At 32.6% G+C, this 15,186-nt stretch carries 14 protein-coding genes; 6 read left to right on the forward strand and 8 right to left on the reverse strand.

Features of this window, described 5'->3' with window-relative positions; genetic code table 11:
- Positions 1-71 precede the first annotated feature (71 nt).
- The 6 genes from JOOMADRAFT_RS15080 (at position 72) to JOOMADRAFT_RS15105 (ending at position 7,124) form a co-directional block, all read left to right on the forward strand.
- Positions 72-2,075, forward strand: a complete 2,004-nt coding sequence (locus JOOMADRAFT_RS15080) for an alpha-ketoacid dehydrogenase subunit alpha/beta (RefSeq protein WP_008614863.1) — start codon at positions 72-74, stop codon at positions 2,073-2,075.
- 110 nt (positions 2,076-2,185) lie between these two features.
- Positions 2,186-2,683, forward strand: a complete 498-nt coding sequence (locus JOOMADRAFT_RS15085; protein WP_008614865.1) for a lipocalin-like domain-containing protein — start codon at positions 2,186-2,188, stop codon at positions 2,681-2,683.
- A gap of 46 nt (positions 2,684-2,729) precedes the next feature.
- Positions 2,730-3,416: an OmpA family protein gene (locus JOOMADRAFT_RS15090; RefSeq protein WP_008614866.1), complete on the forward strand. Its 687-nt coding sequence runs from the start codon at positions 2,730-2,732 to the stop codon at positions 3,414-3,416.
- A gap of 79 nt (positions 3,417-3,495) precedes the next feature.
- Positions 3,496-4,359, forward strand: a complete 864-nt coding sequence (locus JOOMADRAFT_RS15095) for a dienelactone hydrolase family protein (protein ID WP_008614867.1) — start codon at positions 3,496-3,498, stop codon at positions 4,357-4,359.
- 179 nt (positions 4,360-4,538) lie between these two features.
- Positions 4,539-6,515 carry an aconitate hydratase gene (locus JOOMADRAFT_RS15100; RefSeq protein WP_008614868.1) on the forward strand — a complete coding sequence of 659 codons (1,977 nt, stop codon included), beginning with the start codon at positions 4,539-4,541 and terminating at the stop codon, positions 6,513-6,515.
- Between the two features lie 6 nt (positions 6,516-6,521).
- Complete coding sequence (locus tag JOOMADRAFT_RS15105; protein ID WP_008614870.1) at positions 6,522-7,124, forward strand: nitroreductase family protein; 603 nt, start codon at positions 6,522-6,524, stop codon at positions 7,122-7,124.
- Positions 7,125-7,237: 113 nt separating this feature from the next.
- Here the strand turns inward: JOOMADRAFT_RS15105 and JOOMADRAFT_RS15110 are convergent, their stop codons facing one another.
- The 8 genes from JOOMADRAFT_RS15110 to JOOMADRAFT_RS15145 all read right to left on the reverse strand — a co-directional run bounded on the left by JOOMADRAFT_RS15110 (position 7,238) and on the right by JOOMADRAFT_RS15145 (position 14,779).
- A complete protein-coding gene (locus JOOMADRAFT_RS15110; protein ID WP_040879773.1) occupies positions 7,238-7,639 on the reverse strand; it encodes an arsenate reductase family protein in 402 nt (133 codons plus the stop codon).
- Between the two features lie 125 nt (positions 7,640-7,764).
- Positions 7,765-8,067, reverse strand: a complete 303-nt coding sequence (gene hpf / locus JOOMADRAFT_RS15115) for a ribosome hibernation-promoting factor, HPF/YfiA family (RefSeq protein WP_008614879.1) — start codon at positions 8,065-8,067, stop codon at positions 7,765-7,767.
- A 712-nt stretch (positions 8,068-8,779) separates the two neighbouring features.
- Positions 8,780-9,079, reverse strand: coding sequence for a thioredoxin (gene trxA, locus JOOMADRAFT_RS15120; protein WP_008614888.1), 300 nt, complete (start codon positions 9,077-9,079; stop codon positions 8,780-8,782).
- Between the two features lie 158 nt (positions 9,080-9,237).
- Positions 9,238-9,534 (reverse strand): DUF3817 domain-containing protein, encoded by a 297-nt coding sequence (locus tag JOOMADRAFT_RS15125; RefSeq protein ID WP_008614890.1) that lies wholly within the window; start codon positions 9,532-9,534, stop codon positions 9,238-9,240.
- Positions 9,535-9,614: 80 nt separating this feature from the next.
- Entirely contained in the window at positions 9,615-10,937 is a 1,323-nt protein-coding gene (locus tag JOOMADRAFT_RS15130) for a dipeptidase (RefSeq protein ID WP_008614892.1), read from the reverse strand.
- Positions 10,938-11,176: 239 nt separating this feature from the next.
- On the reverse strand, positions 11,177-12,997 hold the full coding sequence (locus JOOMADRAFT_RS15135) for an SLC13 family permease (protein WP_008614894.1): 1,821 nt from the start codon (positions 12,995-12,997) through the stop codon (positions 11,177-11,179).
- Positions 12,998-13,843: 846 nt separating this feature from the next.
- Positions 13,844-14,329 carry a hypothetical protein gene (locus JOOMADRAFT_RS15140; protein ID WP_008614896.1) on the reverse strand — a complete coding sequence of 162 codons (486 nt, stop codon included), beginning with the start codon at positions 14,327-14,329 and terminating at the stop codon, positions 13,844-13,846.
- Positions 14,330-14,341: 12 nt separating this feature from the next.
- Positions 14,342-14,779, reverse strand: a complete 438-nt coding sequence (locus tag JOOMADRAFT_RS15145) for an ATP-binding protein (RefSeq protein WP_040879774.1) — start codon at positions 14,777-14,779, stop codon at positions 14,342-14,344.
- Positions 14,780-15,186 lie beyond the last annotated feature (407 nt).

Consider the following 15,186-nt stretch of genomic DNA (forward strand, 5'->3'; position numbering starts at 1 on the left):
AACATTTTTCAACACATAAAAACTACTTATATGATACTATTTTTTTCTAAATTTGATTTAAAGCTCTAGTTATGAATCATACTACTACGCCTTATTCTTTTGAATTTGATAATCGATTTGTTAGCAATCCTATACTTTTAGAATTGTTTCGAAACATGTTGAAATCTAGAATGATAGAAGAAAAAATGCTAATCCTATTGCGTCAAGGAAAGATTTCAAAATGGTTTAGTGGAATAGGGCAAGAGGCTATTTCTGTAGGCGTTACAATGGCGCTTCAACCGGATGAATATATTTTACCGATGCATCGTAACTTAGGGGTTTTTACTACAAGAAAAATTCCCTTAAACCGACTTTTCTCACAATGGCAAGGGAAAGCTAGTGGTTTTACCAAGGGAAGAGATCGGAGTTTTCATTTTGGAACACAAGAATATAAAATTGTAGGAATGATTTCTCATTTGGGACCTCAATTGGGGGTAGCAGATGGGATTGCATTGGCACATAAACTTAGAAAGGAGGCAAAGGTAACTGCTGTATTTACAGGAGAAGGAGGAACTAGCGAAGGAGATTTTCATGAAGCTCTTAATATTGCTTCGGTGTGGGATTTGCCTGTACTTTTTTGTGTTGAAAATAATGGTTATGGACTTTCAACCCCTATAAATGAACAGTTTAATTGCAAAAATATTGCAGATAAAGGGATTGGTTACGGTATGGAAGCTCATATTATTGAAGGGAATAATGTTTTAGAAGTGTATACCAAAGTAAATGAGATTGCTAAAAGTGTAAGAGAAAACCCGAGACCTGTTTTATTGGAGTTTAAAACCTTTAGAATGCGCGGCCATGAAGAGGCTAGTGGCACTAAATATGTTCCAGATGAATTGCTTAATGAATGGGCTACTAAAGATCCAATTAGTAACTATAGTAAGTTTTTAAATGATGAAGGAATTCTTACTAAGGATATAGAAACGTATTATAAAGATAGTATTCAAGCAGAAATTGATGAGAATTTACAAATTTCTTATGCTGAAAATTCTATTGTTTCTGATGAAACTAATGAATTAAATGATGTTTATTATAATACTGTTAATAAGTTATTTAAGAATTCGGAATCAAAAAATAACATTCGGTATATTGATGCTGTTTCTGAAGGTTTAAAACAAAGCTTAGAAAAGCATGATAATCTTATTGTTATGGGGCAAGACATAGCAGAATATGGAGGTGTTTTTAAAATAACAGAAGGCTTTGTTGAGCAATTTGGAAAAGATAGAATTAGAAATACGCCCATTTGTGAATCTGGAATTGTAGCTACAGCAATGGGACTTTCTATAAATAAAATGAAGGCTGTGGTAGAAATGCAATTTTCAGATTTTGTTTCTAGCGGTTTTAATCCAATTGTAAATTATTTAGCAAAATCGTATTATAGATGGGAGCAAAATGCCGATGTTGTTATTAGGTTGCCTTGCGGGGGTGGAGTAGGCGCAGGCCCTTTTCATTCACAAACTAATGAGGCTTGGTTTACAAAAGTGCCTGGGTTAAAAGTAGTGTACCCTGCATTTCCACAAGATGCAAAAGGATTACTTATTGCAGCTATTAACGACCCTAATCCTGTTATGTTTTTTGAACATAAAGCTTTGTACAGAAATGTCTATCAAGATGTGTCAGATAATTACTTCGATATAGAATTAGGAATAGCCTCTGTTATAAAAGAAGGAAAAGACGTTAGTATTATTACCTACGGTATGGGGGTGCATTGGGCATTAGAAGTATTAGAAGCACATAAAGATATTTCTGTAGAGCTAATAGATTTGAGGACACTTTCTCCGTTAGATACGAAAATGATTTATTCTTCAGTAAAGAAAACAGGAAAAGCCCTTATTTTACAGGAAGACACTCTTTTTGGAGGTATTTCAAGTGATATTTCAGCCTTAATTATGGAGAATTGTTTTGAGTATTTAGATGCTCCTGTTAAGCGTGTAGCTAGTTTAGAAACCCCAATTCCATTTGCTAAAAATCTTGAAAACCAGTTTTTAGCCAAGTCTAGATTGGAAAAAGAATTGTTGAATTTACTCTCATATTAGCATTTTTACGGAATTAAATAAATGTTAATTTAACAAGCAAATACTTATTTTAAGGCGGATTTTTATTATCTTAGATGTTACATCAACAATAATTATTAAACTAAACAATCATGAAAAATAAGGCGTATATTCTTATACTTATGGTGTCTTTGGTATTAACTTCCTGCGGACTTAGCAAGGAAAATAAAGACAACCGAAAAACCTTAGATGGAACTTGGAAACTCACAAATATTGATTATCAAAATAACGAAGGTTATTTTAAGTCAATTTTATTTAATGACGTTTCTGCAAAGTGCTTTAGAGGTAGCGAATGGTTTTTCCGCTCAAACAACAGTACAGGGTATTACAACATTTTAGATGGGGGAGAGTGTTCTCCAGGACAACGTAATATCCGTTGGTCTATTCAAGACGATGCAAATGGTACTCCAAACCGTTTTCAATTTAAATTTATAGACGAAAAGAAAAATGATATTAGTGGAGGATATGGGTACGTATTCCAAATCAATTCTTTATCTCCACAACAAATGGTAATTTCTGCGGATGCTAGCGTAGGCGCAGAAACTGTAACTGTAGTGTATCAGTTTACCAAAATTGCATCACTTAGATAAAAATAAAACCCATAAATTGGGGATTAAATAAAAATAACTATACAACATGAAAAAAATAATTTTAAAAAGCGGTATTGTATTAACTTCAGTGTTAATGCTTATAAGCTGTGAAGCTATTAAAAACTCTAATAACACACAGCGTGGAACAGCTATTGGAGCTGGTTCTGGAGCGGCTATTGGTGGAATTATAGGAAATAATGTAGGAGACGGAAATAATTCTGTTTTAGGAGCTATTATTGGTGCAGCCGTTGGTGGTGCCGTTGGTAATAGAATTGGTAATAAAATGGATAGAAATGCAGAGGCTATTGAAGAGGCAATTCCTGGTGCAGAAGTTACTAGAATTGGAGAAGGTATTAATGTTACTTTTGATGAAAATAGTGGTGTTAAATTTGCATTGAATTCTGCTGATATATCTCCTGAAGGTCAGGAAACGCTTAGAAAAATGGCCGAAGTTTTTGTAGAGTATGACGATACAAATATTTTAATTGAAGGACATACAGATAGTTCTGGAGCAGATTCATATAATATGTCGCTTTCAGAAAAAAGAGCTAAGTCGGTTAGAGATTTTTTATCTGCTAATGGAGTAGCTTCTTCTAGAATGACTACAAAATGGTATGGTGAAACACAGCCTAAATTTGATAATAATACTGAGGATGGACGTGTTAAAAATAGACGTGTAGAGCTTGGTATCGTTGCAAGTCAAGAAATGATTCAAGAGGCTAAATCTGAGTAATTTCAGAAACCAATAAATTAAAGTCCGATTTTAAGTAATCGGACTTTTTTGTTTTAAACCTATTTTAAAAGTAAATATTATGAAAATTAATAACATTAAATTTTTATTGCTAATAGGAGTGATATCCTTTTCCATAAGTTGTAAAAGTGATAAAAAAAACAAAGAGGAAGTAATTAAGGAACCTGAAGTAGAAACCCCTCATGGCGGTCCTGAAATGACCATGATTAAAGGGGAAGAAATAAGCTATAAAACAGATTCCACAACCATGAAAGGTTATATAGCATACAATCCCGAACTAAAAGAAAAAAGACCTGGGATATTGGTTGTTCACGAATGGTGGGGACATAATGAATATAGCAGACAACGAGCAGACATGCTTGCAGAATTAGGCTATGTGGCTTTGGCTGTAGATATGTATGGAGATGGAAAACAAGCAAAGCATCCTAATGATGCTGGAAAATTCTCTGGGATGGTTATGAAAAATATTGAGGTAGCTAAAGCTAGATTTGATGCAGCTCTTAAAGCATTAAAAAGTAACCCACATGTAGATGCTAATGAGATTGCAGCTATAGGCTATTGCTTTGGAGGAAGTGTTGTTCTAACAATGGCAAATATGGGAGAAGACTTGGATGCAGTTGCAGCTTTTCATAGTGGAGTACAGCTTCCTGTAATGCCTACAGATGCTATAAAAGCTAAAATTTTAGTGTGTAATGGAACTGCAGATCCATTTGTTTCTGAAGAATCTATTGTTAATTATACAAAAGCAATGGATAGCGTAAATGCAAATTATGAGTACATAGCTTATGAAGATGCTGTGCATGCATATACCAGTAAAGATGCAGATTCTTTAGGTAAGAAATTTGATTTGCCATTAGCATATAATAAAGAAGCGGATGAAAAATCATGGGAGGAGCTTAAAAAGCTATTAGATGAAGTTTTCTAAAATAGAATACTTCCTTACTATTTAAATCCAAGTGAAAGCTTGGATTTTTTTATTCCTACAAATAAGGTATTGTTAAACAATCCTTAAACCTCCGTTAAAGTGCATTAAAACACATGGTTAGCTGTTAAAACTATTGTATCTTAAAGGGAATAATTAATTATCAACTCAAAAAATTAATAATGAACAAACCCTTAAACGTAGCTCAAAAACTTATAAAATCACATTTGCTTCAAGGGGAAATGACTCCTGGAAGCGAAATTGGAATTAAAATTGACCAAGCGTTACTTCAAGATGCAACAGGTACTTTGGTGCAATTGGAATTAGAGGCAATGGGTTTAGATACTGCAAAAACCGAAGTTGCTGTCCAATATGTGGATCATAATTTATTGCAAACAGATTTTAAAAATGCAGACGATCATCTTTTCCTACATTCTGCCGCACAAAAATTTGGACTTTGGTATAGCCGACCTGGAAATGGAGTGAGCCATCCCGTCCATATGGAGCGATTTGGAAAGCCAGGAAAAACATTGGTAGGATCAGATAGTCATACGCCTGCAGCTGGATCTTTAGGGATGCTAGCAATAGGAACAGGAGGACTGGATGTTGCAGCTGCAATTGCAGGGCAACCATATTTTGTAAAAATGCCACAAGTTATGGGAGTTAAATTAACAGGAAAACTTCCAGACTGGGTAAGTGCCAAAGATGTTATTTTGGAAATGTTAAGACGTTATGATGTAAAGGGTGGTGTAGGAAAGATTATTGAATATTATGGTGACGGATTAAAACATTTAAGCGCAATGGACAGGCATGTTATTGCTAATATGGGAGCAGAATTGGGCGCTACTACAACTGTATTCCCTAGTGATGAAGAAACCAAGCGCTTTTTAAAATCGCAACAAAGAGAAGATGATTGGGTGGAATTAATAGCCGATGAAGGGTGTGAATATGATCTAGAGGATGAAATTATTTTAGATGAATTGATTCCGCTTATAGCTTTGCCTACCAGTCCTGGTAATGTAGTTCCGGTTAGAGAAGTAGAAGGAAAAAGTATAAGTCAGGTTGTAATTGGTTCTTCTGCAAATCCTGGATTACGCGATTTTTGGATGGCAGGGGCTATTGTAAAAGATAAATCGATAAGTCCAGATGTTTCCTTTGATATTAATCCTACTTCCAGACAAATTATCCAGAATATGATTGATAATCGTGCTTTTGCTAATTTAATAAAGGCAGGAGGAAGATTCCATCAATCGGGGTGCATGGGATGTATAGGAATGGGACAAGCGCCAGCTAGTGGAACTATTAGTTTGCGTACAATGCCGAGAAACTTCCCTGATCGTTCTGGAACCAAAGACGACCAAGTGCATCTTTGTAGTCCAGAAACCGCAGCAGCTTCAGCATTAACAGGTAAAATTACCGATCCAAGGGATATGGAAAAGCTTTTTAATATGAAGTATCCTGAATTTGAAGCTCCAGAAATAGATATTATTAATACAGATATGTTGGTTGCTCCTCCAGAAAACGGACAAGAATTGGCTTTAAAGAAAGGACCTAATATAAAAGCATTGCCTCATATAGAACCTTTAAATGATACTTATGAGATTCCTGTGGTTTTAAAAATGGGAGACAATATTTCTACAGACGAAATTTTAAAAGCAGGAGCAGAAGTGCTCCCTTTTAGAAGTAATATTCCCGAAATTAGTAAATATTCTTATACGGTTATAGATGAGACTTTTTATGACAGAGCCATGGAGGTCAAAAATCAATATGGAGGTCATATTGTTGTAGCAGGCGATAATTATGCGCAGGGGAGTAGTAGGGAACATGCTGCTATTGCACCTAAATATTTAGGGCAAATAGCTGTTGTAGCCAAAAGTTATGCCCGTATTGCATGGCAGAACTTGGTTAATTTTGGAATTCTTCCTCTTGAATTTGTAGCTACTTCAGATTATGACAAAATCCATCAAGGAGCAATGGTTTCTTTTAAAAATCTGTTAGAAGACGTAAAAAATAATAATCCAATTCGGTTGGTTGTTTCTTATGAAAATAAGGTAGAAGAAATTCTTACTAAACATTCTATGAGCGAGCGTCAAATTAATCTTATTTTAAAAGGAGGAATAATCAACGATTTTAAACAAAAACTAGCATCAAAAAAATAAAAAATTATGACAGCATTAGAACAATTACATTTAGATAAAATAGCAAAAACTAACCATGAGATTTATGCACTTTTAAAAATGCGTTGGAGTCCAAGAGTTTTTAAAGAAGATAAACTTCAAGAGAATGAAATAAAACAGCTTTTTGAAGCTGCTAGGTGGGCACCAAGCTCTTTTAATAGGCAGCCATGGAGATTTATGTATGCTGAAAAAGGAAGCGACACCTATGATAAAATTTTAGACTGTTTAAGCGATTTTAATAAGAGTTGGGTTACCAATGCTCCTTTATTGATGATTACCGCGTACAAAGAAAATACAGAAGAGGGTGATGTAAATTTCCATGCTTTACACGATTTGGGCTTAGCCGTTGGAAATATGAGTGTGCAAGCTCAATATATGAAAATAGGAATGCATCAAATGGCTGGAATCGATTGGGAAAAAGCCCAAAAAGTATTTAAAATTCCAAAGGGATTTCATGTAGCTACTGCTATTGCTTTAGGATATTATGGAGGCGATTTTGAGAAATTAAATAGTGAACTTCTAGAAATGGAAAAAAGTGAAAGAGACCGGATTCCTCAGGAGGATTTTGCTTTTAAAGATTCTTGGAAGTAATTATTACCAAAAAGCAGTTATTTTGAGTAGAATCTATATAACTGCTTTTTTATTTCTTAAGGAATATTTTAAAATATCACCATTGTTAAACTTCAAGTCTATAAATTAAATTTTTATGGTATTTTAACGTCAGAAGAATCTGGTTTTATAAGCTTTAAGATATCTGAAAATGTATGCGCCATTACCGCTTTGTCTCCACGTATTGCAATTGGATATACTAGTGTTTCTGGATTTTTATTTAAAACTTTTAGAGCATCTGTATTGTCCAATTCAATTCCTTCCCCATAAAGATTTGTAAATGCAGGATGGTCTTTTGCAATCAATTCTGGAACAGTTTTACCTATTCTCTCAGCTATTTCTACCCATTCGGTATCTGCAATTTTAGTTTTTGTTAAATCGATTGCCAAAATTTTAGCCTCAGAAGATAGGGCATAAGCTTGGCATTCTCGTCCTAATTTAGTGCTAGGATCAAAAATAAAAGTTATTTGTCGGTCGTTTGTTGATATAATGCTCATTTTTTCCACGTATAAATGTTTTTTTAATACCTCATAGAGGATTTAATTTTCTAATGCCTGCCTTGAGGTAGAATTTAATTAATATTTATATACTTAGCGTAGAATTTTTTAGGGGATTTGCCTTATTACTTAGCTTTCATTTTTTCTTTTTTCTTTCTCAATTGTTTATCTAGATCGTCTCCAGCTTCTGCAATAGACATTTCAAATTTTTCATGAGAAGCCTCAGCAAATAATCTCGGGCCAGGAACGCTTAATCTGATATTACAGATTTTTCCAGTTTCTTTAGAAGAAGTATTTTCAGTTTTAAAAAAAACATCAGCTCTTACAATAAAATCGTATTTATCTGCTAATTTATTAAGTTTTTTAGTAGCTAGTTCTTCCAAACGATTGCTAGCAGCAACACTGTCGTACTCAAAATTTATTTGCATAGTTATAGTTAATTAGTGTTATCAATTAAGTACTTCTTTTTCTTTATTGAAGTAACTCTCTTAAAAATACTAAAATTAACAATGCTGATGAAGTAAACCTTAGGTTTTAATATGAATTTATGAAATACTCTTTTATGATTTGAAGATTTGAAAATGTGGGAATGAAAAGAAGTCGGAAGTCGGGAGGCTTTATGCTTTAAGCTATATGCTAACTCAAAGATGCAAAGGTTCAAAGAAGCAAAGTTGTGATTGTGTAAATTATTGAATTCTTTAATCTTCTGCCTATTGTCTATTGCCTACTGACTTCCGTCTATATTCTCTTCTCTTTATTCTTGCTCCCCTTTTTTCTCCTTACTTCGGACTCCCGACTTATTCAATCTTTCAATCTCTGTCTCTTCCTGACTCTTGATTGAAAATGTACGCCTATTGAACATTGAACACTGCATTCTGTATTCAGTCTTCCGTCTTCTGCTTCCGTCTATATTCTCTTCTCTTTATTCTTGTTCCCCTTTTTTCTCCTTACTTCGGACTTCCGACTTCCGACTTCTTCAATCTCTGTCTCTTCCTGACTCTTGATTCCTGACTCTTGATTGAAAATGTACGCCTACTGAACATTGAACACTGCATTCTGTCTTCCGACTTATCTTTGTTCTTATTTCATCTTAATACTTTATGCTAAGTACTTAATAATTAATACTTAACACAAAAAAATCTAAATATGCTCTGTAAGTTTTTTAACTAAATCATTTTTTGAAATCATCCCTGATTGTCGCCAAACAGAAGCTCCGTTTTTAAAAATCATAAATGTAGGAACACCACGTACTTGAAATCTACCAGCTAACTCTTGATTCTTATCTACATTTATTTTAATGATATTGATGTTATTACCCATTGCTTTTTTAACATCATCCAATACTGGCATCATTGTTTGGCATGGACCACACCAGTCTGCATAAAAATCTATTAATACAGGTTTATTTACTTCTATAATATCTTTAAAACTACTTTTCATGTACTTTACTTATTTTTTACGATTTCTAGTATTGGTAAAAAAGCTCTAAACCAATTGAGAATTAGTCCTCTTTAAAGGATTTAAATTGGTTGTGAACTTTTTAAATACTTAAAAATTTCTATAAATACGTATAAAACGTTTCTTTAGATGAGAGAAAATTAACTTTCTTGTACTTTATTAGGGTGTAAGTACTTTCTTTCCATCCAAAATGTACCAAATGGAATAATAGAACAAAGCAAAACAATAAATAGGGTAGAGAAGGACCATTTTAATCTTCTATAAAAAACAAAAGCCATTACCACATAAGCAATGAACAGGATTCCATGGATCATACCGATAATTTTATTTGGCCCATGAAAATCCATTAAATATTTTAAAGGCATGGTAACTCCAAAAAGTAATAAATAGGAAATTCCTTCTAATATACTGACAAGTCTAAAATTCTTAATATTCATTGATACAATTTTATACAAAAATAAAGCACCATTTTGAGATATGGTGCTTTAAAGATGTTAAAGGTATGTTTAAACCTTCATTATTCTTCTTGTTGTATTTTTTGAGCTACTGCTTGTACTTCATCTAAAACACGTAGTAAATTACCACTCCACAGCTTTTCTATTTCTGTTTTAGTATAACCTCTTCTTACTAATTCTTTGGTAACATTTAAGGTTTCAGAAGCATCATTCCAACCATAAATACCTCCGCCACCATCAAAATCTGAACTAATTCCAACATGGTCAATTCCCACTTTCTCAATTAAATAATCAATATGATCTACAAAATCAGCAACGTTTACTGGGTCTGCAACTTTCTTAAGAGAATCTAATTTTGGAGCAGCATTATTTCTTAAAGCGATATACTTCTGGTAATATGCCTCTCTTTTTTCCTTAGAAAATGTCATTACACTATCTCTTTCCAGTAATTCAAAGCCTTGTTTTTGAGCTTCTGCTTCAAGTACTTTCTTGGATTCATTTTTAAAAATACTATCCTTAGTAACACTTACATAAGGACTAAAAGCAACAGTTTGTACAACGCCACCATTTCCTTTAAGCCATTGTAACTGCTCATCATCTAAATTTCTACTATGGTTACTCAACGCGCGGGCAGAGGAGTGGGAAGCAATAATTGGAGCTTTAGTAAGCTCAATCATTTGTCTCATAGCTTCTTTGGATGGATGAGAAACATCTATCATCATTCCATATTTATTCATTTTTGCAATAACTTGCTTTCCTAATTCGCTTAAACCATTATTTAACCAAACACTGTCTTTTTCCCCTGTATTAGAATCGGCTAACTGACTATGGCCTTGGTGCGCAAGTGACATATACCGACCTCCGAGGTCATAAAATTTCTTTACATTATTAAGATCTGTTCCAATAGAATATCCATTTTCAATACCTATCATAGCTACTTTCTTACCCTTTGCATGGATACGTCTTACATCATCTGAGGTTAAAGCCAATTCAATTTCATCGGGCGCTATTTCTTCACATAGTTTATGAATTGCATTAAATTTTGCCATTGCATTTTCATAGGCTGCTTTGTAACCGCTTTCGGTTAAGGAATCCTGACCTGTATACACAATAAACCAAGCTACATCCAAGCCGCCTGCTTCCATTTTAGGTAAGGTAATTTGTGTTTCTAATTCTTGAGTGTAATTAATAGAGTCGGTAAAATTATTCACATTAAAATCGCAATGCGTATCTAACGTAATAATTTCCTTTTGTATTTTAAGGGCTTTAGCATTGATTTCGTCTTCTGTAAGTGCCGCAGTAGCTGGTTCTTCTTTTTGAGTCTGTTTACACGAAAAAGAGAGTACAGTAGTTAAGATTAGGAGGGATAAGTTTAGTTTTTTCATCTGTTAATATTTATTGTTTTAAAAGTTCAGGTAGAATGCTCTGGATTATCATATAGGTTGATTCGATAAAATCCTTAAAGGGCATTTCATAAATAATATTGATTTGTAGGTTGTAAAATAAAACTATAAATCGAAGCATCCAAATCCCTGTAAATAAAGCTATATACTTATTGGAATTATATAATAATACCTATCGGTTTTTTTGAATTTCTAATTTTTTAAAGAGTGAAATTGAAGAATTAAGATTCAGGAATCATATTTCCGAGGAGGAAGGAAGCCGTTATCCATAAAATAATAGACAACATGCCACCTATAATTAAAAAATGCTTGAATTTATAGATTCCAAGACCATATACAAGCGTATTAGTTTGATAGCCTAAGGGCGTAAAAAAACTAAAATTAGCCGAAAATAAAACAGCTAAAATAAAAGGTTTAAGAGGTAGATTACTTGCCGATGCTAAGGAAATGGCAATTGGAGTCATAATAATAGCAGTAGCATTGTTGGAGATAATTCCGCTTAAAAGCATAGTAAACAGAAAAATAAGTCCGATAATAATTGTAGGCTGCTTGCCAGAGATTAATTCTAAGAGGTGAGAGGACACCCAAACATCGGCACCGCTATTATTCATAGCTATTCCCAAAGGAATCATACCCGCTAATAGAAATATTATTTCCCAGTTAATGTTTTGGTATACCTTACTTAATTCGATGCAATTAAACATTAATAAAAGGAAACATCCTGTAAGAGAACTCGCAAGAATACTAAGAACTCCCGATGCTGCCAAGCCAATAACTGCTATGAGGATGCAAAAGGTAAGCATCTTTTTATATTTAGAAACCGAAGCATAAGAGGTGTGTTCTTGCAAAACCGCCATATTTTCTACGGTAGACAAATCTGTTAACCGGTCTTTTGGCATTTCTACCAGCAATCTATCTCCTACTTTGAGCTTTATTTTTTCGACATTTATATTAAGTAACTTATCTGTTACGTTTTGGATATTTTTTCTTCGTTTTATAGCTAATGGTAAACCTCCGTGAATCATTTTTCCTTTTAATTCAGTAATAGACCGCTTTAAAAATGGAGCTCCAGGAAGCATTAATAATTCAACAATAGCATTTCTTTGTGAATCAAATTCGTTGGATTCGTCTTCATTATCATCAATTCCAGAAACCGCATAATTATTTATCAGAATTCCTTCGGTTTCTTTAATCTTAACCAAGCTATCCATATTACAAGAGAGGAGGAGCTTATCTCCTTTTTGTAGGGTAATATATTTTCCAGGCGATTTATTTGAAATTCCATTTCTAGTGAGTTTTAACAACGTAATTCCAAGATCGTTATATAGAAAAGTATCCATTATTTTTTTATCGATCAATTCTGAAGAAGGTTCAAACTCAATACTCGTTAAATATTGATCCAATTCATACTCCTGATTTAAATTATTGGAAGTGTCCCAAGGGAGTAAAAAAGAAGTAAGGGTAATAAAAACAATCCCAATTGCAAGAAAAATAAGGCCATACATTGAAAACTCAAAGAAAGTAAACCGCTCAGCACCAAATTTTGTAGCCACAGAATTCACAATTAAATTGGTAGAAGTACCCATTAACGTACAACTACCACCTAAAATTCCTGCAAAAGAAATAGGAAGTAATAATTTAGAACGTGGAATATTATATTTAACAGAAAGTTCGGTTAGGATCTTAATAAACACAATAACAACGGCTGTAGTACTTATAAAAGCAGAAATACTCCCAGAAATAAACATAAAAACAGGAATCATTAAAAGGATGGGGAGTGTTTTTAACTTTTTCAATCCATTTGCAAGCAGATTAATAATTCCATTTTGCTCTAACGCAATGGCAATAATCATTAAACAGAGTACCGTTATAGTAGCACTATTAGAAAAGCCACTAATAGCTTCTTCAGGAGAAACTACCCCAAAGAGTAGCAGACTCACAATAATAAAAAACGCAATTTTATCTACAGGAAATATTTCAAAAGCAAAAAACAATACTACTAAAAATAGCACTGCAAATACATATATAATTTCTATAGACATTTGGTAGATTTTACATTGGTTACTTAAAGATATTTGATTTTATGATTAGTTGTATGTCACGTTTTTATAAATTTAACAATCTTTAGCTTAATTTAAACGTAAACCAATTACTACTAATATAATAGCTTGATTGTAAACAAAGAAGTAGATAAGCAATCCAGTCATTTCGACTGAAAGGAGAAATCACATCAAGGAAACATATTAAATAACAATACTTTATAATTTATCCTGAGTTTACTAAAAGTTTATTGTAAAGAAAATTATTTTAATAGTTTGCTTTCTGTAATGAGATGTCTCCCGTTGGTCGACATGACTGTAATACTCCGATATTTAGTACTGTTCTAAGTTTTATGGGCTTAACAAAAAGAGATATAAATGGAGTGCATTAAATCCAGTCATTTCGACTGAGAAGGAGAAATCACATTACTATAATGCTTTAAATACTAATGCTTTATACTTTATCCTGAGTTTACTAAAAGTTTATTGTAAAGAAAATTATTTTAATAGTTTACTTTCTGTAATGAGATGTCTCCCGTTGGTCGACATGACTGTTTAAATTTGTTACTTAGAACCAAAAGAAAGGAATTAGAGTAGTGGTTGTAAATATTCTATTTTACATAATATAAATTATAGTGCAAGTTGAAGTTATTTTATTAACGTACAACTGTTGTTGAGTGACGGTTTTCTAAAAAGAAGAAACCGTTGCGCTTGTTGCCCATATTTTGAAACATGGAATCACACAATTTAAAAACTGGAAGGATTTTAGCCATGGAATTTATTATTTATTTCATTTAGAGTTATTTATAATAATAAAATTGTAAAAATAATGTGAAAAAGTCGTGAAATTTAGATTAAATAATAACCTTTATATTTTCTCAGTTTATTGAAAATATTTAATTTTTTCTCCAAGTTATTTATTCTTTTCAATATTCTTAAACTCCCATCGGATGTATTTGGTAATTTCCAATAATCTAGTTCAAACCATTTCATACATACTTTATACGCCTTTTCAAATTCCTTTTGCTTGATATATATAATTGCCAAACGCTCATAAGTCCATGGTGTGTATATTTCAGAATAAATTGCTTCTTGTAGTACATCAATCTCCGTTTCTAACTCATTGACTTTTTGAAGTTCTTTAGCTTTATAATTAATATCGGCAGGGTTACTCTTCGAATAGTCAAACAGATTCATTTTATCATATATATCTTTGAAAATCACTTGTGCAACCTTTACATATTTTACATAATTATTTTTGCAATGAGTCAAATATAATTCGAGATCATTTTCTAACTCATAAATCATTTGTTTTCCAATCTCTTCTGAATTCATTTTGACAACAATTTATTCTACATTATCAAAACCTTCTCCATTAATAACATGTTTCCTATCATTTAATTGAATAATAATTGGCTGTTTTAATTTTAGTGCCTTTCCAACAGCGATAGCATGTCTTTCTTCTAATGTTGGTAGTGTATTTGAGTAATCTGAACCAATATAATTTTCTAAGAATTGTTTTCCAGTATCATCAAACACTCTTAGGGCAAAAATTGTATTACATTGATTTAAGATGCTTTTACTAATGTTAGCAGTACGTTGAGTTATTACCAAGCTTCCCAAGCCGTACTTTCTACCTTGTAAAATTACCTTAGCTGTTCCATTAACTGCCGTTTTATCTCCTTCATTAGCAATAGAATTCCATTCTGGCACCAAAGAATGTGCTTCTTCAAAAACAAATAAAACCCTAGCTTGTGCCCCATCAGAAGTTGGTGGGAATTTCATCAATATTTTCAATGTCTCTTCAGTAATTATTCTTGTTTTTTCTGCTGGACTTAATGCAGGGTACTTTTTTTGAATAATTCAAATACAGTCTTAGCTTTTTTATTTTTATAATTATACAGTCTCACATATTATATATAAGTATACAATTTAAAATTAATACATTTATTTCATAAAAAAGCTGCCCGATAGGACAGCTTCCTTTGCTAAATGTGTAAACAGCTATTATAAACAAGATATAGAGTACATAACTGCTAACTAAATGTGTATTCAAATGTAGCATTGGTTCCATTTAAAAACATACATCCATCAAACAATAAAATACAACATTCAAACATTTTATGTAGCTCTAAGCAACTATTAAGACTAGTTCTTTATAAGAATCAGCTTGTATGTTGTTTGGATTTTGT

Source organism: Galbibacter orientalis DSM 19592, assembly GCF_000260115.1.
Taxonomy (GTDB): Bacteria; Bacteroidota; Bacteroidia; order Flavobacteriales; family Flavobacteriaceae; genus Galbibacter; species Galbibacter orientalis.